This is a genomic window from Halopelagius inordinatus (genome assembly GCF_900113245.1).
Classification (GTDB): domain Archaea; phylum Halobacteriota; class Halobacteria; order Halobacteriales; family Haloferacaceae; genus Halopelagius; species Halopelagius inordinatus.
Genome location: NZ_FOOQ01000002.1, coordinates 920,203 through 943,443 on the forward strand (window position 1 = coordinate 920,203; position 23,241 = coordinate 943,443).

The following is a 23,241-nucleotide window of genomic DNA, read 5'->3' on the forward strand; positions in this document are numbered from 1 at the left end:
GTGCGCGCGTTCCGCCTCGCCTACGACGGCCGACCGTTCCACGGCTTCCAGCGACAGCCCTCCGTTCCGACCGTCGAGAACACCCTCTTTGCGACGCTCTCTGGTCTCGGCGTCACCGACGACAGAGACGAGGTTCCGTCGGGGTACGCCGCCGCCGGACGGACCGACGCGGGCGTCTCCGCACTCGCGCAGACGGTTGCGTTCGACTGCCCCGAGTGGTGTTCGCCGCGTGCGCTGAACAGCCACCTCCCCGCGAGCGTTCGGGCGTGGGCCTCCGCGGACGCGCCCGACGACTTCCACGCCACCCACGACGCCGCCCGCAGGACGTACGTCTACGACCTCTACGCGCCCGAACTGGACGACGGGGCCGCACGCGCCGCGGCGACGGCGCTCTCCGGCGAACACGACTTCCACAATCTCACGCCCGACGAGAGGGGGACTGTCAGAGACCTCTCGGTGTCCGTCGAACGCGACGGCGACTTCCTCGTCGTCCGGGCGACGGCCGGCGGGTTCGCTCGCGAACTCGTCCGCCGCCTCGTCTCCGTCGTCCGCGGCGTCGCGGGCGGTGACCGCACGCTCTCGGACGTGAACCGCCTCCTCAGAGCCGAGAGCGTCGAGGGGCCGGACGGCGTCCCGTCGGCCCCGCCCGAACCTCTCGTCCTCGTCGGCGTCGACTACCCCGACCTGACGTTCGAACGGGACGCCGACGCCGCAGAGAGCACAGCAGCGGTGTTCGCCGACCGTCGAATCGACGGACTCGTGCGGGCGCGCGTCGCCGGGCGCATCCGAGACGGAGTGTCCGACGGCGGCGAACCGGGGTAGTCACGTCCACTCGTCGGGCCAGAGTCCGGCCGCCCGCATCCCCGTCTCGAACTCCTCGGCGCGGAACGCCGCCGCGAGGGCGTCTTCGTCGAGTCGCGGCACCTCGGATTCGCTCGCGAGTTCCCGCACCAGAATCGCCGCCAGCATCGCGTGTTCGCGGACGTTCCTGTCGTCCACCTTGTCGCGGGTGTCGGCGTGGGTGTGCCCCCATCCGCGCCCGCGTTCGCCGCTATCGCTGTGGAGTTGCAGGGCGGGGATGCCCGCGCGGACGAACGGCCACTGGTCGCTGAACGGGTGCGGTTCCGGGCGGACCCGAATCGGGTGTCGCGTCCGGTCCGCCACCCGCCGAGCGACGCGTTCTGTCGCGTCGGAGTCGTGCGTCATCGCCACCAAGTCGCGGAACCGACCCGCGCCGTCGACGTTGACGACGGCCTTCAGTCGGTCGTGGTCGAGTTCCGCCGCGAGGCGTTCCGCGCCCGTCAGTCCCGTCTCCTCGCATCCGACGGCGGCGACGCGAACGCCGAGTGGGAGGTCCATCGCCGCGAGGATTTCGGCCGCGACGACGACGGTTGCGATGCCGCATCCGTTGTCCAACGCTCCTTCGGCGATGTCGTGGGCGTCGTAGTGGGCGACCAAGAGCAGTTCCTCGTCCGTGTCGGGACCCAGGCGGCCGACGACGTTGCGACTCTCGCCCGCCACCGTCTCCGCCTCGACGGTCAGAGTCGCCGTCCCGTCGCGGGCCGCGTAGTCGGTCAACCACGCGCCCGACTCCTTGCTCACGCCGACGGCGGGGGCGACTGCCTCCTCGCCGAACTTCAACGCCCCCGTCGGCGGCAGTTGTCCGGGGACGTGGTTGACGAAGACGAACGCCTCCGCGCCGGCGTCGACGGCGTAGCCGAACTTCTCCATCCGGTGGACGAACCGCCCGCCCGAGGGCGTCGTCGTCGAGGCGACGGCAATCTTGCCGTCTACGTCCGCTTCGTCCACCTCCGCGGGCGTTCCGTGGCCCACGTCTTCGAGTTCGCCAGTCACCTCGCCGGACGGAGAGTACGGGAGGGCGACGGCGTCGAACTGCCGTTCGTCCGGGGCGGTCAGGCGGAGGGCCGACCGCCCGCGATTCCACGCCCGCATCTCGAACGGTCGCTCTCGCACGTCTCCGACGCCGGCGTCGCGGAACGCCTCGGCGACGAGTTCGGCCGCGCGCCGTTCGCCGTCGCTCCCGCCCATCCGGTTTCCGATGCTCGTCAGGCGAGTGAGAAACTCCCACGCGGAGTCGTCGGTCCACGCTCGGCCGAGGGCCGCCGCCGCCGCGTCGTCCGTCTCCGCCGACGAGTCGTGTCGGTCCATACCGCGGCGTCGTCCGTCTCACCGATATGGGTTGCGGAGGCGGTGAGACACCCGGCGGCGCGGCGGACGGCTACCCGCCGTCGGAGAGTACCGTCAGGAACCGCGGCGGGACGCGTTTCGTCGTATACACCGCGTTCCCACGCTTTCGCACCTCGCGTCCGGCGCGGCGGAGTTCGCCGACATCGACGCGGAGGACGACCGGGTCAGTCGCGTGGCGCGACCCGACTTCGCGGGCGTCGTCGACGGACGTCGAGAGGTGTACCTCCCGCCGCCCCATCGGTTTTAGCCCCTCTTCGCGGATGGCGTCTACGTTCCGCGGCGCGGTTCCGTGGTAGAGAGCGTCCGGAATCGACTCCGACGAATCGGGGTGGCCGTCGGCGTCTTCACCGTCCGCATCGAGGTCGACGTCGATAGAGTGTCCGTACGCGGCCCTGACGCGTCCGCCTGCGCGTTCGAATCGCCCCTTCGGGTCCGTCGCCACGACGCCCGCGAGTGCCTCGTCGTCGGCCCAGTCGTACGTCCGTTCGACGCCGCGAGGAGGTCAGCGAACTCGGCCCATCCGGAGTCGGAGATACCGATACCGGCGTCGTCCGGAAAGTGGCGGAGCGCGCCGCTTACGAACTTCGAGAGGCGGGTTCGGCGGTTCGAAGAGAGGACGACGCGGCCGCCGACACCGCAAACCGGACAGTCCTCGCCGTCGAAGAAACCGTGGTCTCGGCAGGACCGAATCGCACCCATCGTCGGGGGAACGGCGCGGACGCAAAAGAGCCTACTGAACGGTCGAGCGTTCTATACCAACTTCATTCCAGCCCTAAATATTATTCTCGACGAACACGAACGAGACGAAACGATGCCGGAATGCGAAAACTGTGGCTCGTTCGTCACCGTGGAGTACGTCCGGGTGTTCGCGCCGGACGAGATGGATAGACCCCGCGTGTGTCCGAACTGCGAGGACAAGGTCAGAGACGGCGGAGAAGTCCGAGAAGCGCGCGCGACGAGACACTGACGACTCCCCGGCGTCCGACGCTCCGAGGAGACGGTGCGTCCGCCGAGAGCGGATCCGTTCGTTCCGTTCGGAGGCCGAACTCGTGAGCCGTGTCGGTCAGTCGTCGTCTTCTTCTTCGCCACCGCTCTCGCCGTTCTCGCCGTCCCCGCCGCCTTCGCCGTTCTCGCCGTTCTCGCCGTTCTCGCCGTCCCCGCCGCCCTCGTCGTCCTCCCCCTCGTCTTCGTCTTCGTCTTCGCCGCCGCCGAGTCCGGAACATCCGGCGAGAGCGACGGCGAGAGCCGACGCGGTACCCGTGACGACTCGACGCCTGGTGGTACTGCGAGACATGGAGACCCGTTCGTCCGTCCGCGACAAATGTTCTGTTGCGGCTCGGTGGTAACTCAGACTACCGGACGTGTCGTCGGAGAGACGCGGAGACGAACGCCCGACGCAGTCGGAATTGGCAAGGCTTACCACGACACCGGCGTTGTGAGCACGTATGAGTTCGGTTCCCGAGCGGAGCGAAATCGAGCGAGAGTACAAGTGGGACGTCGCCGACATCTACGCCAGCGACGACGAGTGGGAAGCGGCGTTCGAGGAGGTGCGGGGGCGACTCGACGACCTCTCCGCCTACGAGGGCCGCGTCACCGAGAGTCCCGAGACGTTGCTCGAACTACTCGAACTGCAGGAAGATATCATGCGCGACGTCGCCAAGGTGGCGAGTTACGCGAGTCTGCGGAGCGCAGAAGACACCCGGAACCAAGAGTACCAAGCGCTCTCGACGAAAGCGCAGTCGCTGGCGTCGCAGGCCTCCTCCGCGTCGAGTTTTCTCGAACCCGAACTGCAGGAACTCGACGAGGGGGATATCGAGTCGTTCGTCGAGGCGGAACCCGCACTCGCCGACTACCGCCACTTCTTCGACGACGTACTCCGGACGAAATCTCACACCCGGTCCGCCGAAGTCGAGGAACTACTCGCGGAGTTAGGCGAGGTAGCGGGCGCGTCGGGCGACATCTACAACATGCTCGCGAACGCGGACATGACGTTCCCCACCGTCGAGAACCCCGAGGGCGAGGATGTCGAAATCACGCAGGGCAACTTCACGAAACTCCAAAAGCACCCGAATCGCGAGTTCCGGCGCGAGGTGCACGAGGGGTTCTACGACGAGTGGGAAGACGTGCGCAACTCCGTCGGGACGGCGCTGAAAAACAGCGTCAAGAAGGACGTGAAGTACGCCAGAGCGCGGAACTACGACACCGCCCGCGAATCCGCTCTCGACGGCCCGAACGTCCCCGTCGAGGTGTACGACAACCTCGTCGAAACCGTCCGCGACAACCTCGATTACCTCCACCGACACGCCGAACTGAAACGGGAGGCTCTCGGCGTCGACGACCTGCAGATGTGGGACCTCTACATGTCGCTGACGGGCGAGGAAGGCCCGGAGATATCGTACGAGGAGGCAAAAGAGTACATCGTCGAAGCCGTCGCCCCACTCGGCGAAGAGTATCAAGCGCGACTCGAAGAGGGGTTGGAGTCCCGGTGGGTGGACGTCTACGAGAACCGCGGCAAGCGCGCGGGCGCGTTCTCCTCTGGAACGTACGACACGCAGCCGTTCATCATGATGAACTACCAAGACGACATCGCCTCGATGTTCACCTTGGCCCACGAACTCGGCCACTCGATGCACTCGGAGTTGGCGAAAGACGAGCAACCGTGGCAGTACGCGGACTACGAGATTTTCGTCGCCGAAGTCGCCTCCACGGTCAACGAGACGCTGTTGACGCACTACCTCCTCGAAAACGTCGAGGACGACGAACTCCGCACGCACGTCTTAGACGAGTACCTCGAACGGTTCCGGTCGACGCTCTACCGCCAGACGATGTTCGCCGACTTCGAGTTGCAGATGCACGAGATAAGCGAGGAGGGCGGTGCACTCACGCCGGACCGACTCGACGAGATGTACGGCGACCTGAAAGCGGAGTTCTACGCCCCCGCCGAGACGGACGACAGAATCGCCCGCGAGTGGATGCGCATCCCCCACTTCTACTACAACTACTACGTCTATCAGTACTCGACGGGAATCTCGGCGGCCGTCGCCATCGTCGAACGCATCCTCTCCGAGGGCGACGACGCCGCGGCGGACTACCGCGAGGCACTCGCTCTCGGCGGGTCGAAGTACCCGATAGAGGTGTTGGAGACGGCGGGCGTCGATATGGCGTCGCCCGAACCCATCGAGTCCGCCCTCTCTGTGTACGGCGATTACTTAGACGAGATAGCCGAGTTGTTGGACCTCGAATAGACGGCGAAGGCGGACCGTTCGGCGTAGCCGCGTCCGGCGGCGCGCACCCGACGGCACGATTTTTGAAATCTGAGAACGAGTGCACCGGTTCATACGTTAGAGGTGAGAACACTCAGGTAGAGGAATACATCATGTCCACTAATAGAAGAACGTTGGACGCGGAACTGTTCGGTCGCGACGTGCACTTCCAGTACTCGGAGCACGCACTCGGCTACGCCATCGTCGCGCTACGGGTCGTGATGGGGTGGACGCTGTTCCAGGGCGGCCTCACCAAACTCGTGACGTACCTCGACGCGAACCCCGAGAACAACTGGACGGCCGCGGGATACCTCGCGAACGCCATCCCCGAGGGGAACCCCTTCATGGGTATGTGGGGTTCGATGGCCGGGAGCCCCCTGATAGATCAACTGGTGATGTGGGGGCTGACGCTCACCGGCATCGGCCTCATCCTCGGCGCGTTCGTCCGCTGGAACGCGTTCTGGGGCGCCGTGATGATGCTGTTCTTCTGGGCTGCGGCCCTGGAGGGCGGCCTCATGCAGGGTCTGCCCCTCGCCCACGGATGGGTGGTCGACGACCACATCGTGTACGCCGCACTGCTGTTCGGCCTCGGTGCTATCGGGGCGGGGCGCATCCTCGGCGTCGACGCGTATCTCGAAGAGATAGACGCCGTGAAGAACACGCCCGCGTTGCGCTGGCTACTCGGCTGACCGGAGACCGAGGCCGCGCTTTTCGGTCGCGACGAGAGAGTCGCGTGTTCTCCTCGAACGGCCCCACCGAGGGGTTCGAGCCGGTTCGTCGGGTGAGGCGTCTCACCGTTCGTGTCGCCCCCTGTAGAGGTAGACGACCACCGCGACGGGAACCGCGGCGACGACGGCGTAGTGCCACTCGCCCGCGAACGACGGCGGCGCGAGAAAGACGACGGCGACGACGTACCCCGCGAACGCCCCGAGGACGGACCACCCATCGGAGTCGCCGAGATACTCCACGACCGCCCCGACCGTAGTAAACAGGGCGATCGCGACGAGCATGACGACGAGTTCGTCGAGTGACGACGCGAACCCGTGCCCCGGGTCGAAGAAACTCGGCATCGGTTACGCTCGTCTCCGACGGTCTTCGGTTCGACCCGGTTCGCTCTCGGTGAGACGGCGGTGCGTGCTCATACCTGCGGTACGTCCGGCGGGCGGTTGACCGTTCTCCCCCGAAACGAAAACGCGGCTCCTCGATATTGCTCGGAGACGAAAAAGCGGGCCGGGAGGGACTTGAACCACGCCGAGACTCACTCAGTTCGTCTCGTCTATTTCAACTCTTCCCGAGTAACGACTTCGCTCCTCGCTGTCGCTCGGAGACGAAAAAGCGGGCCGGGAGGGACTTGAACCAAGCCCGGACGTGCTCGCTTCGCTGCGCGCGACCGGTCGGGTTCAGTCTTCCTCTCTGTCTCGACACCGCTCGCTGTCGCTCGCGGGTCTGTCAACGGGCCGGGAGGGACTTGAACCCCCGACCGTCTGGTTAAAAGCCAGACGCTCTGCCGAACTGAGCTACCGGCCCTCGTCGTGACGTTACTGGTGGGCAGTCATAAGCGTTTACTCTCGTCCCGAACGCTCGTCGTCTCTGCGTCCTCGGGGACCGCGGGCGGACACCGGACTAACGTCGTCGGTGGAGCGATTGCTCCGGTTCGACACCATCGGAAGCAGCGAAACCGAGTCCGAAGGCCGTCCGGAACAGCAGTCAGGCGCTGGCGAAGCGACTGCGGCCGCGCGTCAGTCGAAGAAGTAGTCTTCTAACACGTCCCCGACGAGGTCACCGGGCGTCCGATTCTGTATCGACGCGCGGCGTCTGAGTTCGCGGTAGACGTCCGGGGGCAAAGAGAGTTCGAGTCGGCCGAGGCGGACGTCGCGGTCGGCCAACGCCTCCGCGACCGGACGGCCGTCGTTGACTTCGCTCGCGACCTGTCGAACCTCTCTGACCGTCAGGTCGCCGTCGAGGACGGCCCACGCGATGTCGAACCGGTCGGGGCCCGGGACGCGAGCGATGTGTTTGGCCGCCGTCGGCGCGATGTGTCCGCGGGCGACGTGCCGACGGATACCCTGCGGCAGGTCGTGAACCCGCGCCCACTTGCGGATGAACGAGACGGAAACGTCGCCGCCCGCCCGTTCTGCGGCCTCCTTGTACGACCCGACGCCGCGGACGAGTGCCGCACACGCCGCCGCGCCGCGGAGCATGTAGACGTTGTCTTCGGCGCCGACGGTGTTCTCGGAGAAAGCCCGAACCGTCTCCGCGGCGAGCGAGATGCTCTCTGGGTCGTCGGGGTCGAATCCGACGGCTTCGTGCGCTCTGTGGCCCGTGATTGCGGGGTCCGCGCGGACGACCGGTTCGCCGACCGGTTCCTCTCTGTCGGCCGGTAACGTGAGGTCCTCTCCCGAGTCGGTCGGCGACCGGTTGTCGTCCGTCATCGTCTGCGTTCGAGTTGCGAACCAGTCACTAAAAGCCTCCCCGTCTGTTGCGAACGCCGCACAGAGCCGAAGGCAAGAGCGGTCACGAGCGTCAGTCGTCGCGATTCTCCGAGAGATGCTCCCAGATTTCGGTACAGCCCGCGCCGTCGTCGAGCGATTTCAGGTGGTCGTAGTCGTCGTCCGCCGCCTCGTCTCCGCGTTCGGCGGCCGAGTCGTCGTCTCGCTCGTCGCCGTCCGTCTCGACTCGGGTCCGAGTCACCGCTCGGCCTCCGTGTCGAGGTCGTACAGTTCTGGCGCGACGTCGGCCGACGCGTGTTGGCGACGTCCCGCGTCTGTGTCGTGACGGTCGGTCATCGAACCACGTTTGGCTCCCGCTACGGTTAAAGGGCGCCTCCCACGTAATCTGTACCTACACTCCCGACTACCGGAACCGGTTGCCCCTTTCTGCGACGCGCCGTATCGGCGGTAATCGCCCGACTGCGGCGGGACTGTCGCGAACTCCCGCGTCGCCGACCGAGACGGGGTTTGCTCGCGCCGTCAGAGTGGGGTGTCCCGGGCACGTAGGCGAAGGTATGACCGTCGCCCTTCGCATCCTCGACGACGGAGCCTGGATATCCGTGAACGACGACCGTAAGGTGAGCGTGAGCGAACTGTGGCGGTTCGTGGACCCGGATTTCTGTCGATGCGAGCTTCCTGACTTCGTCGTCGAGGGCATCGTCGAAGTCGGCGTGGACGGCCGCACAGTCGAGACGCGCGTCTACGGTCAGTGCATCGCCTGCGGGGAGAAGGGAACGACGGGGTGGATGCCCATCGGCAGGATTCTCGGCGGTGAATTCGTCGATATCGACCGCGAGGGGGTACTCAATCCCGCCGGAGCGGATTAAGAGGAAATATTTTCCCGTATTTGGAAGCACCGGGAAGGGTTGACGACACGCGTCGGCCTATGAGTGTGGGCACGAATGCGGATACAGACAAATGCCTACGGACGTCGAACGCTGGAAGTCGGAGATATACGGAAACGAGATACGCGAGCATCTGTACGAGTTCGCAGAAGAAGGGTGGGAGTCTATCCCCGAAGACGAGAAAGACGCCTGGTTCGAGCGGTTCAAGTGGTGGGGGCTGTACCACCAGCGGAACGGACAGGAGTCGTACTTCATGATGCGCATCGGGACGCCGAACGGCGTCCTCACGCCGGGACAACTGCGCGTCGTCGGCGAGATAGCCGAGGAGTACGCGACCGGACCGGGCACGAACCCCATCTTCGGCGACGCCTACGCCGACTTCACGACCCGACAGTCCATCCAACTCCACTGGATTCGAATCGAGGACGTTCCGGACATCTTCGAGAAACTCGAGGACAACGGGATGTCCACCCAACAGGCCTGCGGTGACTCGTGGCGGAACATCGTCGGCAACCCCGTCGCCGGAAAGGACGCAGAGGAGGTCATCGACGCGTGGCCCGTCATCCACGAACTCAACGAGACGTTCAAGGGCAACGACGACCACTCGAACCTCCCGCGGAAGTGGAAGGTGTCGGTCACCGGGTCGCCCGACGGGTCCGGACAGGGCGACATCAACGACCTCGCTTTCGAACCGGCGTACAAGGAGATAGACGGCGAGGAGCAAGTCGGCTTCAACGTTCGCGTCGGCGGCGGACTCGCCCGTAACGAGGAACGCTTCGCCCGCAACATCAACGTCTGGGTCGCAGAGGAGAACGTCCCCGAAGTGGCTGGCGGCCTCTCGGCTCTGTTCCGCGAGTACGGCGACCGCGAGGACCGGTACAACGCCCGCATCAAGTTCCTCGTCGACGAGTGGGGCCCCGAGAAAGTTCGACGCGTCCTCCAAGAGGAGTTCGTCGACTTCGACCTCCACGCCGCCGGGCGCGACGTCCGCGAGGAGTACACCTACAACGCCGGCGACGGCGGGCGGAACGACCTCATCGGCGTCCACGACCAGAAGAACGGCGACAACTTCGTCGGCCTGAACGTCCTCGTCGGACGGATGGGCGCCGACGACGTGCTCGAACTCGCCGACCTCGCGGACGAGTACGGCTCCGGCGAGGTTCGCCTCACTCAGCGTCAGAACGTCATCGTCACCGACGTGCCCGACGAGAAGGTAGAGGCGTTTCTCGACGAGGACCTGCTCGAACACTACTCGCCGAACCCCTCGCCGTTCATGCGCGGCTCTATCGCCTGCACGGGGACGGAGTACTGCTCTCTGTCCATCGTCGAGACGAAGAACCGCCAGGTCCGCTACGCGCGGTGGCTGAAAGAGAACGCCGAACTTCCCGAGGGAACCGAGGAGTTCCACATCCACCTCTCGGGCTGCACCGCCTCCTGTGCACAGCCCCAGATCGCGGACGTGAGCCTCCGCGGGATGAAGACCCGAAAGAACGGCGACCCGGTCGAAGCCCTCGATATCGGTCTGGGCGGCGGCCTCGGCGAGGAACCGCAGTTCGCTCGCTGGGTCACCCAACGCGTCCCCGTAGACGAGGTGCCGGGCGCCATCAAGAACCTCCTCGAAAACTTCGACGAGGTGAGCGAGGACGGCGAGTCCTTCCGCGAGTTCGTCTCCGGCAAAGACGAGGAGGAACTGGCCGAACTCGTCGAACCCGAAGAGACCGACTACGAGGACCCGATGATGCACAACACCAAGATGACGTGGTACCCGTACGCCGAGGACGACGATATGAACTCGAGTCCCGCCCCGGCGTACCCCGACGACACGCCGATGCCGTCCGACGACTGAGGCGCGTCGCTCCGTCCGTACGCGACTCTTCTTTCTCTCCTACCCGTTCAGTCCCGTCTCCGTTTCGTCGCGTCACCATCGCGCTCAGACGGCGGCTTTATTGTAAATCAGCCAATATTTCCGGCGGACGTTCGGTCCCCGTCCGTCGAACGATCAGAGTCATGGCTCCCGAAGACGCCGTCCGAGACGCACTCGGGTCGCACGACGACGCAACCGTCGAGAGAGAACTCCACGCCGTTCCGCCCCACGCGGTCTACGAGGTGACGTTCGGCGGGCGGCGCGCCGTCTGCAAAGTCGCGAGAGGGCCGACCGCCGACCCGGCCAAGGAGGCGGCCGTCCTCCGGTACGTGGGTTCGGAGACGCCCGTTTCCGTCCCACGCGTCCTCGCGTCGGGAGACGACTACGTGGTCACGGAGTGGTGCGACGACGTGCCGGAAGACCCCACGCTCACGGAGGCGCGGGTTCGAGCGATGGGACGCGGATTGGCCACCCTCCACCGGTCGGCGGCGAGCGATTTCCGAGCCTCCGGCCGCGTTCGCGCCGGGCCGGAGGGAATGACGCAGACGAGAGACGAGGGGTGGAGCGAGACGCTCCGTCGAGTGCTGGAGGACCGAGCGTCGTATCTCGACACCGTCGGGTACGGCGACGTCGCCCGCGAGATTCTGTCCGTCGTCCGTGAGAACGGCGAACGACTCGACGCGGTCAGAGAGACGACGCTCCTGCATGGGAACTATCTCCCGGACCACGTCGGCGTCGCGGAGGGGTCGGTGACGCGCGTCATCGACTTCGAGCACGCACTCGTCGGACCGGGCGAGTGGGACTATCTCCGGACGGTCGTTCCCGTGTTCGGCATCGACCCGACGCCGACGGACGGCGTCTCCCCCGCGGCGTTTAGAGACGCGTACGAGTCTGTCCGACCCTTCCCGGACGGGTTCGACCGGCGGCGACCGCTGTATCACCTCGTGAACGCCGCGTCGTACCTGCGAGCGCTACACGTGCAACGGTCGCGTCTCGACGCTCACGCCGGCGGCGTCGAACCCGCGAACCCCCTCGGCGTCGAGGCAGTCGCCCGACGCGCCTACGACCTGTGTGCGTCCGTGCGCGACGCACTCGACGACCGGCGAGACGGGTGACGGTACGCCTTTGAACGTCGGTCGCTTTCTCTCGAACATGCCCAACAGACTCCTCCGGGTCAACGCGTACACGACGTTCGACATGCTGGACGCCGAGGCGACCGGTCACGACTTCACCGAGGAGGCGTTCGCCGTGTTGAACGTGACCGCGCCGCGGGAGAACCCCGACCACGTGAGACTCGAACTCGAACTCGACAACAGTCAGTTAGAGACCCTTCCGGCGCACGCGGACCGCGTGACGCTCAGCGCCGCCGAGGCGCGGAAACTCTCCGCGGAACTCGACAAGTACGCGAACCGCGTCGAAGCGGCCCAAAGCGACGAGTAAGCGGCGGCGACGAGCGAGCGGTCCGAAAGCCGAATTCGGAGAAGAAACCGAGAGCGGCGGGGACGACCCCTCGTCGGGGCAGAGTCCGTCGTTCGGGACGCCCGACGAGAGAGAGAGGGTGCCTCTTGGACGCAGCACACGGAGTTTGCGCTACGCAGACATATACTCGTCTCTCCTGTGCGAGAGGCGCGCCCGACGCGCCTCCGCGAACCGCCGCCGGGCGGGGTCAGTCCTCCGAGTCCCCGCCCGCACGTTCTCGCCACCGCGCCTGTTGCTGCCGTTCTGTGACGTGGTCCAAGCCGTCTACCAACTCGTCGCGAACCTCCGACTCGAACGACGCCACGTCGGAGAGAAACGACTCGCGGAACGCGGTGACCAGTTCGTACGTCCACTGGTCTTCGACGGCACCCGCCGGGAGGTGGTCGTCCCGGAGGGCGTCAGCCCACTCCTCGTGGCCCGCCTCGCGCAGTTCGCTCTCGGCGTCCGCGAGTCGGTTCATCGCGTGACCTATCTGGTGGTGAAACGTCAGGAGCGACCCGTACCCCTTGTAGATGTGTTCGAGACCCAACTGTAGGTCGTGGAGCGCTTCTCGTTCCGCCTCCGCGATGTCCGGGTCCGGAGAGTCGGGAGGTGCGTCGGTCATGGTCCCGTAGAGGGGACGTGATAGCATAGCTTCGGTGGCCGCGAGAGTAGAGGGCACCGCGAGGGGAGACGACAGTTACGCCGAGGCGTCGTATCCGGCGTCCTCGACTGCGGCGACCAGTTCCTCCTCGTCGGCGTCGCCTTCGACGGTGGCGGACTCCGCGTCTCGGTCCACGTCGACGGACTCGACGCCGCCGACGCCCGAGAGCGCTTCTTCGACGGTCTGTTCGCAGTGTTCACAGCTCATCCCTTCGACGGAGATGGTTCGGCTCATGCCTCCGAACCTACGTGCCGTGTACTTAACGCGTTTTCCGTTAAAAATCGAAAGTTCGACTCGGGGTCGCCCGTCGGTCTCGAAACCGCGGCCGACCGGAGAGCGTCACTCGGCGAACTGGTCGTGGTAGTTCCGTTCGACGACGAGGCGTTGCTCGCGGGTGAGGTTCGCGAGTTCCGTCTCGTCGTAGAGGTAGTACGCGAACTGGTCGCGGGTCCGGATGTGTTCGAGTTCCTGGTCTTCGGCGAACGGTTGTCGGTCGTACATCTCGGTGATGTGACCGGCCGAATCGGCGCTGACCACCGAGAAGTTGCGGTCCCACTCGGCCTGCGTGAGTTCGTCGCGCGAGTACGCCGCGTTCTCGCCCGTGTCTCCGAACTGCGCGTCGAACGCCTCTTGGACGTCGACGCGGGCGTCGAAGCCGAGTTCGCCGAAGGTTTCGCTGTAGCGGTCCTGTGCGATGTCGTCGCGAGAGCGAACCTCGGTGGCGTCCCACTCGCCGGACGGTTGTCGAAGGTAGAGTTCTTCGACGAAGACGGCGTCTTCGGTGCCGAGAGCGTCGAACTCGGAGTCGAAGACGGCCCGGGCGATGTCGTCGCGCGTCTGGTTCGCAGATGCGTCGGCCTCCGACGAATCCGACGAATCCGACGTGTTCGTCTCGTCGGTGGAGTCGGCGTCGTCGGCGGTGGCCGCGTCGCCGTCCGCGTCCGACTCATTCTGACCGGACGCGTCGTCGGTCTCCTCCGGGTAATCGGTCGAACGGACGGTGATGGTGACGGTGTCCGTGTCGTTCGCACCGGTTTCGTCGGTGACGGTGACGCGGAACGTCACGTCGGTCCAGACGGCGACGTCGGGTGCGACGAACGACGCGGTGGACGTGTTGGTGTCCGACAGTTCGGCGTCGGGACCGGACACTTGCGTCCACGTGTAGTTCAGTTCGTCCCCGTTCGGGTTCCGAGAGTCGGTGGCGTCGAGTTCGACGCGCGTCCGTTCGTTGACCATCTCCTCGGCACTCGCCGCGGCGACGGGCGCGGTGTCGTTTTCGACTGTCTCGTTGGCTGACTGCTCGGCGTCCTCGGAGTCAGTCTCGGCGGTAGTCGTCGAGTCAGTCTCCGTCGGTTCGGAGTCCGACGGGGCTTCGTCGTCGGAACCGGTCTCCGACTCGGACGCCGCCGCGTCCGTCGAGTCGTCGTCGGTCTCTGTCTGGTCGGGCGTTTCAGTCGGCGTGGCGGTCTGGTCGGACGTTTCGCCGGGCGTCGTGTCCTCGGCGGACGATACGATGTCGCCCGTAGTCGGGACGCCGACGTCGGCACCGACTCCGCCCACGAAGGCGGCAGTGGCGACGACGCCGACACTTGCGACGACGGCGATGAACGTTTGAAACTTCATAGTGTAGGGCCTCGTACCTCGTATTCGAGTTGGAGAGAGACGCCTTCGTTATGCGGCGACGAGGAAACTGGTAGGTCGGATGTAACTTCGGTTCGAGAATACCGTCCGTCTCGGGCGTAATTCGTCGAACGAGTTAACGTCCGTCAAAACAGAGTCAACCGAACGTTATTCGGGGGAGAACGATTAAGATTCGAAAGCCCAACGGTCGAAACGTTATTGTTTCCGAAGCCTCCACGGGTTCCCGTGAGCAGTCTCGACGAGACGGACATGCGGATACTCGAACTCCTGTCCGAAGACGCGCGGCGATCGTACAGCGACATCTCGGAGAGAGTCGGCCTCTCTGCGCCCGCCGTCTCTGACCGAATCGACCGCCTCCGAGAGTCGGGCGTCGTCAGGGGGTTCACCGTCGACGTGGACCGGTCGCAACTCCGCGCCGGCGTCCCGGTTTTGGTCCGCTTGGAACTCAGACCCGAAGAACTGTCGTCGGTGAAAGACGCCGTGCACGGCGCGGATTCGGTCGAACACGTCTTCACCACCGTCGAAGGGGACGTGGTGTTCCACGCCCGGTTCCGCCCCGACGCCGTCCGGGCGCGGTTGGACGAACTCGTGGACCTGACGCGGGTCGAAGACTACGAGGTGACCCTCCTCTCGGACGCCGAGTGGACGCCGAACGTCGGTGGCACGGAGTTCGCCCTCTCCTGTGCGGAGTGCGGCAACACCGTCACGGAGGAGGGTGAATCCGCCCGGTTCGGCGGCGACCTGTATCACTTCTGTTGCTCGTCCTGTCTGGGGCGATTCGAGGACAAGTACGAACGTCTCGAATCGAGCGCCGAATAGAGTTCGTATTCGAAGGTTTCTCTCCCCACCCACCCACACATTCGAAGGGGAAAGCGAGGTAAGTAACGGGTGCGTACGACTAGGTAAGCGATGAGTACCACAACTGCCCACCTCGACGTGCGAGGGATGTCCTGCGCTAACTGCTCAGAGACCGTTAGCGAGGCCCTTCGGTCGCTCGACGGCGTCGAGGAGGCGAACGTCAACTTCGCCACCGACGAGGGAAGCGTGACGTACGACCCCGAGAGGGTCTCTCTCGGGGACATCTACGACGCCGTCGAGTCGGCGGGGTACGACCCCGTCGAAGCGACAGCATCGATAGGTATCTCCGACATGACCTGCGCGAACTGCGCGGAGACGAACCGCGAGGCGTTGGAGTCGACGCCGGGCGTCGTCCGCGCGGACGTGAACTACGCCACCGACGAGGCGAACGTCGTCTACAACCCGGCGGACGCGTCGCGAACGGACCTCTACGACGCCGTCGAGTCGGCCGGATACACGCCGGTCCGCGAGGACGAGAGCGGAGACGGCGACGAAGAGGACGCCCGAGACGCCGCCCGAAACGCCGAGATTCGTCGGCAAAAACGGCTGACGCTGTTCGGCGCGGCGCTCTCGGTTCCGCTGTTGGCGATGCTCGTCTTCCACCTGTTCGCCCCGGGCGTGCTCCCCGAGACGGTTCCGGGCACCGACCTGCCGTTCGGATGGGTCGCGTTCGCCCTCGCGACGCCCGTACAGGTCGTTCTCGGCCGCGAGTTCTACGAGAACTCCTACAAGGCCCTCGTGAAGAACCGCACCGCGAACATGGACGTGCTCATCGCCCTCGGGTCCTCGACTGCGTACCTCTACTCCGTCGTGGCCCTGTTGGGCGTCCTCCCGAACGCGGGCCTGTACTTCGACACCGCGGCGCTCATCTTGGTGTTCATCACCCTCGGAAACTACCTCGAAGCGCGTTCGAAGGGACGGGCCTCCGACGCCCTCCGAAAACTGCTCGAGATGGAGGCGGACACGGCCACTCTCGTCGAGGATGACGGAACGGAGCGCGAAGTTCCCCTCGACGACGTGGACGTGGGCGACCGCCTGAAGGTCCGTCCCGGCGAGAAGATACCCACGGACGGCGTCGTCGTCTCCGGCGAGTCCGCGGTGGACGAGTCGATGGTGACCGGCGAGTCCGTCCCCGTCTCCAAATCCGAGGGCGACGAAGTCGTCGGTTCGACCGTCAACCAAAACGGCGTCCTCGTCGTGGAGGCGACGAAAGTCGGCGCGGACACCGCCATCCAACAGATAGTCGAGACGGTCAAGGAAGCGCAGTCGCGCCAGCCCGAGATTCAGAACTTCGCCGACCGCATCTCGGCGTACTTCGTCCCCGCGGTCATCGCGAACGCGTTGTTCTGGGGCGGCGTCTGGTTCGCCTTCCCGGAGGCGTTGGCGACGTTCGTGAACGGCCTGCCCCTCTGGGACGTGGTGGTCGGCGGCCCCGCCGCGGCGGGCGGCCCCGTCTCGAACTTCGAGTTCGCCGTCCTCGTGTTCGCCTCGTCCGTGCTCATCGCGTGCCCCTGCGCTCTCGGACTCGCGACGCCCGCCGCGACGATGGTGGGCACGTCCATCGGCGCACAAAACGGCGTCCTGTTCAAGGGCGGCGACATCCTCGAACGAGTCCGCGACGTCGAAACCGTCGTCTTCGACAAGACCGGAACCCTCACCAAAGGCGAGATGTCGCTGACCGACGTGGTCGTCGTGGACTCTCGGACCGACGGAGGCGAAACGGCCGCGGACGGCGGACAGTTGACCGGCGAACGCCCCGACCGGACCGAAGAATCGGTCCTGCGCCTCGCCGCGTCGGCCGAGAGCGGAAGCGAACACCCCCTCGCGCAAGCCATCGTCGAGGGCGCGCGCGAACGGGGACTCGACGTGACGGACCCCGAGTCGTTCGAGAACGTCCCCGGACACGGCGTCCGGGCCACCGTCGACGGGCGGGACGTCCTCGTCGGCAACCGTAAACTGCTCTCGGACGAGGGCGTAGACCCCTCGCCCGCGGAGGACGAACTCCGCCGACTCGAAGGCGAGGGGAAGACGGCGATGCTCGTCGCCGCGGACGGCGAACTCGTCGGCGTCGTCGCCGACGCCGACACCGTCAAAGAGTCCGCCGCGGCGGCCGTCTCCGCTCTCCGCGAACGCGGTATCGACGTCCGGATGATAACCGGCGACAACGAGCGAACCGCCCGCGCCGTCGCCGAATCGGTCGGAATCGACCCCGAGAACGTCCGCGCGGGCGTCCTCCCCGACGACAAGGCGGACGCCGTAGAGGAGATACAGTCCGACGGTAGCCGAGCGATGATGGTCGGCGACGGCGTCAACGACGCCCCCGCCCTCGCCGCGGCGTTCGTCGGCGTCGCCATCGGTTCCGGCACCGACGTGGCCATCGAGGCGGCGGACGTGACGCTGATGCGCGACGACCCCCGCGACGTGGTGAAGGCCATCCGCGTCTCCGAGGGAACGCTCTCGAAGATACAGCAGAACCTGTTTTGGGCGCTCGGCTACAACGCGGCGATGATTCCGCTGGCCTCTCTCGGCTTGCTCCAACCCGTGTTGGCGGCGGCGGCGATGGCGTTCTCGTCCGTATCGGTGCTGACGAACAGCATGCTGTTTCGGCGGTACACGCCCGACCACGACTACAGACTGCTCGGCTTCCTCCGCGGCGAGGACTGACGACCGGGAGTCGAGACGGCCTCAGTCGTCGTCTCTGAGTGCGTCGTGGACCGCGTCTCGTTTCTTTTCGCACCGCGCCGTGAGTCGGCCGACGACGGACAACACCGGATAGGTGACCGCGCGGTCAGAAGAGAGATACTCGACGACGGCGTCGTGGCGGATTCCGGCTTTCAGTCCCGTCGCGGAGACGTGTCGAAGCACCTCCTGTCGCCTCTCGGCGACGCCGTCGAGGCGCGATTCGACGGCCGCGAGTTCCTCGCGCATCTCCAGTAGGTCGTCGGTGTCGGCGAGGATGAGCGTCGCCTCGTCCGTCGCCGGGAGTCGCCCTCTGGCCGCCTTCAGGTCGTCTACGGCCTCGTCGAGCGACGTTCGCTCGCGTTCGAGGACGCGAACCATCACCGTGTTCTCCGCGAGTCGTTGTGCGGTGTGGTCGAGGATGGCCCGCTTCAGTTGCGGCGTGAACTGGTTTCCGCCGCCCTTCGCGGCGAGAGCGACCGCGACTTCCTCGGTCAACTCGGCGGCGATAGTCTGGTGGACGGAGGGGTTTTCGTCGTCGCTCTCTGTGACGTGCGGTTGCACCAACTCGGCGAACGCCCGCCGGACGGTTCGACAGGCGTCGCCCGACGACGACCGAGTGGCCGTCCACCCGGCGGGGCCGCCCCCGTCGGAACAGGCCCCCTCGATGGTCGTCGCCGACGTGGCTTCGACGTGGCTCTTGAACCGCCGGAACGCGTCCCGTTGCTTCGAGACCACGCGGTGTTCGTTGCGGGCGTCGCGTCGCGCGGAGAGTAGGGGGTCGAGTGGGTCGGGCATTGGCGTGAGTCGGGGTGAGGGCTACCGAGAGAGGGGTCAGACGTCTCCGTTCACGATGGAGGCGACGCGTTCGCGGTCGAACAGTTCGCCCTCGACGTCGTACAACTGCTTTGCGGCGCGTTCGGTGAGCACGAGGTTCGTGATGGGACCCTGATAGAGCGGTCCGCCGCGGTAGACGTCGCCGTTCTCGACGGCCGTCAGCGCACTTGCGGTGTCGTGGTCCTGCATGAACGAGACGACTGTGTCTTGGAACTCTTCTGCCGTCTTCGCTTCCTGCCCGCGGAAGAGGACGACGTCGGGGTCTACCTCCAAGAGCGTCTCGTAGTCGATAGAGCCGCGAGACTCGTGGAAGTCTTTCACGTCCGTCTCCGCGAGGGCGTCGCGGACGTTCAGGTCGCGCCACTGCTTGAAACTCGTCCCCTCGCCGACGAGGTACGGCGAGAACGACTCGGGTTCGTCGCCCGCGGCCCACATGACGGCCACCTGCGGACGGTCGGACTCAGAGGAGGGGACGACGTCCGAGAGGTTCGACTGGAACTCCTCGTGGAGGGAGGCGAACGCCTCGTAGCGGTCGGTTCGCTGGAACACCGCCGCGAGTTTCTCGAACGCCTCGTAGAGGGTGTAGTAGTCGTAGTCCTCGTGCCACTCGTACCCCGTCGAGAAGATGCTGCTACCGAAGAACGGCGCGACGTTCTCGGATATTTCGTCGATATCCGCCTGCTTCCAGCCCTTGAACCGGTTCAGCAGGAAGTTCGGGTCGATGACGTGCACGTCGCCGTCGAGTTCGTAGAACACCTCCTTGCTGACACCGTCTTGGTACAGCGACACCATGTCGCTCTTGTCGACGGAGACGTCGGGTATCTCGTCGTAGTACTGCGTGTGGTACCGCGAGGTCATCCAAACACCCTTCGGGGGTTCGACGCCGAGAGCGACCCCCATATCGGCCCAACTGCCGTTGTTTGCGACCCACGTCTCCGGCGGGCGGTCGAACTCGACTTCGCCCACGGGTTCTATCGAGACGGAGTACGACGAAGACGACCCGGTCGCTTCCGTCTCGGCGTCCGTCCCCGCCGCCGTCGTCGTCTCGGCGGCAGTCGCCCCGCCGTCGGTCTGGGTGCCACCGTCTTCGGCTCCGCCGGTACAACCCGCGAGAAGCCCGCTCGCGGCCAGTGCGCCGCCTACCTTGAGCACGTTGCGCCGCGTTCGACGCGGTGCGCCGTCGTCTGTCATTACATTTTAGGCTGGCCTAAAAACACAAGAGTGTTTCGAAGCGTCGAGGAAATCCGCTCAGAGCGACCGTTTCGGGACGATTTCGGGGTCGGGCGTGTACGAGACGGCCGCGTCCACGTTGAACACGTCCGCGAGTAACTCTTCTGTCACCACCTCGGAGGGCGGTCCCCAGTCGTACACCTCGCCGTCGCACATGGCGACGAGGTAGTCCGCAAACCGGGCCGCCTGCGCGATGTCGTGGAGGACGACGGCGACGGTGACGTCGCGTTCCTCGTTCAACTGCCGGACCGTCTCCATCACGCGGAGTTGGTGGTGCAAATCGAGGTACGTCGTCGGTTCGTCCAAAAGCAACACGTCCGTATCCTGGGCCAGAACCATCGCTATCCACGCCAACTGCTTTTGGCCGCCGCTCAGGTTCCCCACCTGACTGTCGCGGAGGTGGTCGACGCCCGCCAAGTCGAGGGCGCGTTCGACGGCGCGTTCGTCCTCCTCGGAGACCTGTTGGAAGAAGTTCCGGTGGGGGTATCGGCCGTGGTAGACCAAGTCCTCCACCGTCAGCGACCCCGGCGACTCGTTCTCCTGTGAGAGCATACCCAGTTCGCGGGCGAACTCCTTGTCCCCGAACTCGTGGAGGCGCTTCCCGTCGAGGGTGACGACGCCGGTGTCGGGGTCGAGGTGGTTCGAGAGCGCTTTCAGGAGCGTGCTCTTTCCGCTCCCGTTCGGCCCGACGAGCGCGGTTATCTCGCCGCGCGGCACGTCGATTCGGTCGCACTCGACGACCGGTCCGTCGCTCGTCGGGTAGGACAGAGCGAGGTCCTCTCCGACGAGTGCGCTGTCGGTCTCGTCGCCGTTCGTGGTCCGTTGCATCGTCTGGTCCGTCGCGTCGTTTGCCTTGCTCATCAGATGTCACCCAGGTTCTGCTGTCTCCGCATGAGATAGAGGAAGTACGGTCCGCCGACGAGGCCCGTGACGATTCCCACGGGCAACTGCGTCGGGTCCATCGCGAGTCTCGCGCCGACGTCCGCGACCACCATCAGCGCCGGTCCGGCGAAGACGCAGCCCACGATGAGGTTCTTGTAGTCGCTGCCGACGAGGTTCCGCACGAGGTGCGGCACGATGAGGCCGACGAAGCCGACGATTCCGGCGACGGCGATGGCGGCACTCGCCGCGAGGATGGCGACGCCGGAGAGGAGAAACCGCGTCCGTTCGACGGACATCCCGAGCGACTTCGCCGTCTGTTCGCCCAAGAGGAGGACGTTCAACTGCCGCGCGGCGACGACGGACAAGAAGAGAGCCACGGCGGTGGAGGGAAGCGCCAGACGAACCTGCTCCCAATCGACGCCGGTCAGAGAGCCAGTGGTCCACGCGATGGCGCTTTGGACGATGGCGAGGTCGTCGGCGAAAAAGAACATCGCCGTCTGCATCGACTGAAACAGCGTTCCGACGATGACGCCCGCGAGGACGAGACGCACCGGACTCGTCCCGCCCTTCCACGCGATGATGTAGACGAGGAGGAACGCGAGTGCGCCGCCGCCCGCCGCGATAAGCGGGAGGAACGGCGCGAGACCGCTGAAGACGACGAGCGTCAGGAGGATGGCGAGACCGGCACCCGACGAGACGCCGAGGATGTACGGACTCGCCAGTTCGTTCCGGGTGACCGCTTGGAAGATGGCACCCGAAACCGAGAGATTCGCGCCGACGAGTACGGCCACGAGGACGCGCGGCAGTCGGATGTTCCAGACGATGAGGCTCTCTCTGCCCATCTCCGGGAGGTCCGTTCCGAAGAGGAACGCCGACCACGCGTCGGGGTTCAGCAGTATCGACGGGTTCAGCACGGCCCGCCACGCCTCGGTGAGCGTCATACTGTAGGTTCCGAAGCTCACCTGTACGAGACCGCCGAGAACGACGATAACGACGCTGACGATACAGAGGCCGACGAGCGAGCCGTCGATCCATCCGACGCCCCGACGAAGCCTCGACCAGATTCCCACCCGCGTAGATTCACTCATCGGACGTTGTTTAGGGTTACCTAAACCATACGTATATGCGTTACTCTTCCGGGACGGACTGCTGTCGGTGCGTTCGGGAGAACCGAACGCGCCGCGGCGTCCTTCGACGACGACGTCTCTCCCGCGCTCGAATCGGAGAGACGGCCCAAACACCAGCCTCGACGACGAATTCGACGCCTCAGACTCTGCGGACGTTGTGAATCTGACGCGAGGATAACGAGTAAAGAATAGTCGAACGACCGGGGTAAATTACAACTCAGAAACACGTCACCGGGAGAAGCCGCCTCCGCGAGCAACTACACGTACGATGGTGTGGGAGGGCCGTTCGGCCGTAACAGAACCCCACATACCGCTTTCACTCCACCGGAGCCCGTCCGGCGTTCGTGAACTGATGGCAAGGTTTATAATTATCTTCCTGTATTGTTACTGGTAGTGCGGCGTTACAGGTAAAGTGGCGCCGCGGGACCGAGAACGATGAGTGAAGAACGATACGTCGGGGCCATCGACCAGGGGACGACGGGAACCCGGTTCATGGTCTTCGACCACGACGGTCAGGTTGTAGCGAACGCGTACCAGAAGCACGAGCAGATCTACCCGGAACCGGGATGGGTCGAACACGACCCCGAGGAGATCTGGGAGAACACGAAAGAGGTCATCGGAGACGCCCTCTCGAAGGCGGACATCGGCTCCGAGCAGTTAGACGCCATCGGCATAACGAACCAACGCGAGACCACCCTCATCTGGGACACAGAGAGCGGTCGTCCTCTCAACAACGCCATCGTCTGGCAGGACCGACGCACCACAGACCGCGTCGAAAAGCTCCAAGACGAGGGCAAAGAAGAGTGGGTCCGCGGGAAAACCGGCCTCGAACCCGACGCGTACTTCTCGGCGACGAAAGCAGAGTGGTTACTCGACAACACCGACCAGATAAAGCTCCAGCGGATGCGCCCCGACGACGTCCGCGACAGGGCCGAACAGGGCGAGTTGATGTTCGGCACCATCGACTCGTGGCTCATCTACAAACTCACCGGCGAGCACATCACCGACGTGACCAACGCCTCGCGGACGATGCTTTTCAACATCCACGAGATGGAGTGGGACGACGAACTCTTAGAGGAGTTCAACGTCCCCGAGGCGACACTTCCGGAAGTTCGTCCCTCCTCGGACGAGAACTACTACGGCACCACGGACGAAGACGGCTTCCTCGGCGAGGAGATACCCGTCGCGGGCGCACT

General features: G+C 65.5%; 23 protein-coding genes, 1 tRNA gene and 1 pseudogene. 11 read left to right on the forward strand and 14 right to left on the reverse strand.

Going from position 1 to position 23,241, the window contains the following annotated elements; all coding sequences use genetic code 11:
- Nucleotides 1-822 (forward strand): tRNA pseudouridine(38-40) synthase TruA, encoded by an 822-nt coding sequence (gene truA / locus BM167_RS12580; protein WP_092892967.1) that lies wholly within the window; start codon nt 1-3, stop codon nt 820-822.
- Here truA and BM167_RS12585 read toward each other — a convergent pair whose 3' ends face one another.
- Nucleotides 823-2,169, reverse strand: coding sequence for a M28 family peptidase (locus BM167_RS12585; protein WP_092892969.1), 1,347 nt, complete (start codon nt 2,167-2,169; stop codon nt 823-825).
- Nucleotides 2,170-2,239: 70 nt separating this feature from the next.
- Nucleotides 2,240-2,907 (reverse strand): annotated as a pseudogene (locus BM167_RS18960) (RNA 2'-phosphotransferase).
- Nucleotides 2,908-3,019: 112 nt separating this feature from the next.
- Between BM167_RS18960 and BM167_RS18550 the strand changes: the two are divergent.
- Nucleotides 3,020-3,175 (forward strand): DUF7563 family protein, encoded by a 156-nt coding sequence (locus BM167_RS18550; RefSeq protein ID WP_177213352.1) that lies wholly within the window; start codon nt 3,020-3,022, stop codon nt 3,173-3,175.
- 96 nt (nt 3,176-3,271) lie between these two features.
- Here the strand turns inward: BM167_RS18550 and BM167_RS18555 are convergent, their stop codons facing one another.
- Nucleotides 3,272-3,502: a hypothetical protein gene (locus tag BM167_RS18555; RefSeq protein WP_177213353.1), complete on the reverse strand. Its 231-nt coding sequence runs from the start codon at nt 3,500-3,502 to the stop codon at nt 3,272-3,274.
- Nucleotides 3,503-3,653: 151 nt separating this feature from the next.
- Here BM167_RS18555 and pepF point away from each other — a divergent pair, with 151 nt between their 5' ends.
- Together pepF and BM167_RS12605 are read left to right on the forward strand one after the other, a co-directional pair.
- On the forward strand, nt 3,654-5,453 hold the full coding sequence (gene pepF / locus BM167_RS12600; protein ID WP_092892973.1) for an oligoendopeptidase F: 1,800 nt from the start codon (nt 3,654-3,656) through the stop codon (nt 5,451-5,453).
- A gap of 131 nt (nt 5,454-5,584) precedes the next feature.
- On the forward strand, nt 5,585-6,160 hold the full coding sequence (locus BM167_RS12605) for a DoxX family protein (RefSeq protein ID WP_092892975.1): 576 nt from the start codon (nt 5,585-5,587) through the stop codon (nt 6,158-6,160).
- 102 nt (nt 6,161-6,262) lie between these two features.
- On the opposite strand, the gene BM167_RS12610 is transcribed toward BM167_RS12605, so the two are convergent.
- From BM167_RS12610 to BM167_RS18560, 4 genes are all read right to left on the reverse strand, one after another.
- A complete protein-coding gene (locus tag BM167_RS12610) occupies nt 6,263-6,541 on the reverse strand; it encodes a hypothetical protein (protein ID WP_092892977.1) in 279 nt (92 codons plus the stop codon).
- Between the two features lie 383 nt (nt 6,542-6,924).
- Nucleotides 6,925-6,998 (reverse strand) — tRNA-Lys (locus tag BM167_RS12615).
- 212 nt (nt 6,999-7,210) lie between these two features.
- Nucleotides 7,211-7,903, reverse strand: a complete 693-nt coding sequence (locus tag BM167_RS12620) for a DUF7119 family protein (protein WP_092892979.1) — start codon at nt 7,901-7,903, stop codon at nt 7,211-7,213.
- 91 nt (nt 7,904-7,994) lie between these two features.
- Nucleotides 7,995-8,162: a hypothetical protein gene (locus tag BM167_RS18560; protein WP_177213354.1), complete on the reverse strand. Its 168-nt coding sequence runs from the start codon at nt 8,160-8,162 to the stop codon at nt 7,995-7,997.
- A 313-nt stretch (nt 8,163-8,475) separates the two neighbouring features.
- On the opposite strand from BM167_RS18560, the gene BM167_RS12625 reads away from it, so the two are divergent.
- From BM167_RS12625 to BM167_RS12640, 4 genes are all read left to right on the forward strand, one after another.
- Complete coding sequence (locus BM167_RS12625) at nt 8,476-8,787, forward strand: DUF8134 family protein (protein ID WP_092892981.1); 312 nt, start codon at nt 8,476-8,478, stop codon at nt 8,785-8,787.
- A gap of 91 nt (nt 8,788-8,878) precedes the next feature.
- Nucleotides 8,879-10,651, forward strand: coding sequence for a nitrite/sulfite reductase (locus BM167_RS12630; RefSeq protein ID WP_092892983.1), 1,773 nt, complete (start codon nt 8,879-8,881; stop codon nt 10,649-10,651).
- Between the two features lie 161 nt (nt 10,652-10,812).
- Complete coding sequence (locus BM167_RS12635) at nt 10,813-11,784, forward strand: phosphotransferase (RefSeq protein ID WP_092892985.1); 972 nt, start codon at nt 10,813-10,815, stop codon at nt 11,782-11,784.
- A 37-nt stretch (nt 11,785-11,821) separates the two neighbouring features.
- Nucleotides 11,822-12,109: a DUF6360 family protein gene (locus BM167_RS12640; protein WP_092893101.1), complete on the forward strand. Its 288-nt coding sequence runs from the start codon at nt 11,822-11,824 to the stop codon at nt 12,107-12,109.
- Nucleotides 12,110-12,335: 226 nt separating this feature from the next.
- On the opposite strand, the gene BM167_RS12645 is transcribed toward BM167_RS12640, so the two are convergent.
- From BM167_RS12645 to BM167_RS12655, 3 genes are all read right to left on the reverse strand, one after another.
- Nucleotides 12,336-12,752, reverse strand: coding sequence for a hypothetical protein (locus BM167_RS12645; protein WP_092892987.1), 417 nt, complete (start codon nt 12,750-12,752; stop codon nt 12,336-12,338).
- 75 nt (nt 12,753-12,827) lie between these two features.
- Nucleotides 12,828-13,025, reverse strand: coding sequence for a CopZ family metallochaperone (locus BM167_RS12650; protein WP_092892989.1), 198 nt, complete (start codon nt 13,023-13,025; stop codon nt 12,828-12,830).
- Between the two features lie 105 nt (nt 13,026-13,130).
- Nucleotides 13,131-14,414 carry a PKD domain-containing protein gene (locus BM167_RS12655; protein ID WP_092892991.1) on the reverse strand — a complete coding sequence of 428 codons (1,284 nt, stop codon included), beginning with the start codon at nt 14,412-14,414 and terminating at the stop codon, nt 13,131-13,133.
- Nucleotides 14,415-14,657: 243 nt separating this feature from the next.
- On the opposite strand from BM167_RS12655, the gene BM167_RS12660 reads away from it, so the two are divergent.
- Both BM167_RS12660 and BM167_RS12665 read left to right on the forward strand, forming a co-directional pair.
- Entirely contained in the window at nt 14,658-15,251 is a 594-nt protein-coding gene (locus tag BM167_RS12660; RefSeq protein ID WP_092892993.1) for a winged helix-turn-helix transcriptional regulator, read from the forward strand.
- Between the two features lie 90 nt (nt 15,252-15,341).
- Entirely contained in the window at nt 15,342-17,954 is a 2,613-nt protein-coding gene (locus BM167_RS12665) for a heavy metal translocating P-type ATPase (RefSeq protein ID WP_092892995.1), read from the forward strand.
- A gap of 21 nt (nt 17,955-17,975) precedes the next feature.
- On the opposite strand, the gene BM167_RS12670 is transcribed toward BM167_RS12665, so the two are convergent.
- The 4 genes from BM167_RS12670 to BM167_RS12685 are packed head-to-tail and all read right to left on the reverse strand — an operon-like array spanning nt 17,976 to nt 22,006.
- Entirely contained in the window at nt 17,976-18,767 is a 792-nt protein-coding gene (locus tag BM167_RS12670) for a DUF7260 family protein (RefSeq protein WP_092892997.1), read from the reverse strand.
- A gap of 36 nt (nt 18,768-18,803) precedes the next feature.
- Nucleotides 18,804-19,997, reverse strand: coding sequence for an ABC transporter substrate-binding protein (locus tag BM167_RS12675; RefSeq protein WP_092892999.1), 1,194 nt, complete (start codon nt 19,995-19,997; stop codon nt 18,804-18,806).
- A gap of 57 nt (nt 19,998-20,054) precedes the next feature.
- Nucleotides 20,055-20,864, reverse strand: coding sequence for an ABC transporter ATP-binding protein (locus tag BM167_RS12680; RefSeq protein ID WP_245781359.1), 810 nt, complete (start codon nt 20,862-20,864; stop codon nt 20,055-20,057).
- A gap of 32 nt (nt 20,865-20,896) precedes the next feature.
- Entirely contained in the window at nt 20,897-22,006 is a 1,110-nt protein-coding gene (locus BM167_RS12685) for a FecCD family ABC transporter permease (protein WP_092893003.1), read from the reverse strand.
- Between the two features lie 474 nt (nt 22,007-22,480).
- Between BM167_RS12685 and BM167_RS12690 the strand changes: the two genes are divergently transcribed.
- The coding region (locus BM167_RS12690; RefSeq protein WP_245781348.1) for an FGGY family carbohydrate kinase at nt 22,481-23,241 on the forward strand (761 nt) is incomplete at its 3' end.

Coding starts and splice junctions, on each gene's coding strand:
- BM167_RS12585 (WP_092892969.1), bottom strand. CDS start 2,169: ATGGACCGACACGACTCGTCGGCGGAGACGGACGACGCGGCGGCGGCG.
- BM167_RS18550 (WP_177213352.1), top strand. CDS start 3,020: ATGCCGGAATGCGAAAACTGTGGCTCGTTCGTCACCGTGGAGTACGTC.
- BM167_RS18555 (WP_177213353.1), bottom strand. CDS start 3,502: ATGTCTCGCAGTACCACCAGGCGTCGAGTCGTCACGGGTACCGCGTCG.
- pepF (WP_092892973.1), top strand. CDS start 3,654: ATGAGTTCGGTTCCCGAGCGGAGCGAAATCGAGCGAGAGTACAAGTGG.
- BM167_RS12605 (WP_092892975.1), top strand. CDS start 5,585: ATGTCCACTAATAGAAGAACGTTGGACGCGGAACTGTTCGGTCGCGAC.
- BM167_RS12610 (WP_092892977.1), bottom strand. CDS start 6,541: ATGCCGAGTTTCTTCGACCCGGGGCACGGGTTCGCGTCGTCACTCGAC.
- BM167_RS12620 (WP_092892979.1), bottom strand. CDS start 7,903: ATGACGGACGACAACCGGTCGCCGACCGACTCGGGAGAGGACCTCACG.
- BM167_RS12625 (WP_092892981.1), top strand. CDS start 8,476: ATGACCGTCGCCCTTCGCATCCTCGACGACGGAGCCTGGATATCCGTG.
- BM167_RS12630 (WP_092892983.1), top strand. CDS start 8,879: ATGCCTACGGACGTCGAACGCTGGAAGTCGGAGATATACGGAAACGAG.
- BM167_RS12635 (WP_092892985.1), top strand. CDS start 10,813: ATGGCTCCCGAAGACGCCGTCCGAGACGCACTCGGGTCGCACGACGAC.
- BM167_RS12640 (WP_092893101.1), top strand. CDS start 11,822: ATGCCCAACAGACTCCTCCGGGTCAACGCGTACACGACGTTCGACATG.
- BM167_RS12645 (WP_092892987.1), bottom strand. CDS start 12,752: ATGACCGACGCACCTCCCGACTCTCCGGACCCGGACATCGCGGAGGCG.
- BM167_RS12650 (WP_092892989.1), bottom strand. CDS start 13,025: ATGAGCCGAACCATCTCCGTCGAAGGGATGAGCTGTGAACACTGCGAA.
- BM167_RS12655 (WP_092892991.1), bottom strand. CDS start 14,414: ATGAAGTTTCAAACGTTCATCGCCGTCGTCGCAAGTGTCGGCGTCGTC.
- BM167_RS12665 (WP_092892995.1), top strand. CDS start 15,342: ATGAGTACCACAACTGCCCACCTCGACGTGCGAGGGATGTCCTGCGCT.
- BM167_RS12670 (WP_092892997.1), bottom strand. CDS start 18,767: ATGCCCGACCCACTCGACCCCCTACTCTCCGCGCGACGCGACGCCCGC.
- BM167_RS12675 (WP_092892999.1), bottom strand. CDS start 19,997: ATGACAGACGACGGCGCACCGCGTCGAACGCGGCGCAACGTGCTCAAG.
- BM167_RS12680 (WP_245781359.1), bottom strand. CDS start 20,864: ATGCAACGGACCACGAACGGCGACGAGACCGACAGCGCACTCGTCGGA.
- BM167_RS12685 (WP_092893003.1), bottom strand. CDS start 22,006: ATGAGTGAATCTACGCGGGTGGGAATCTGGTCGAGGCTTCGTCGGGGC.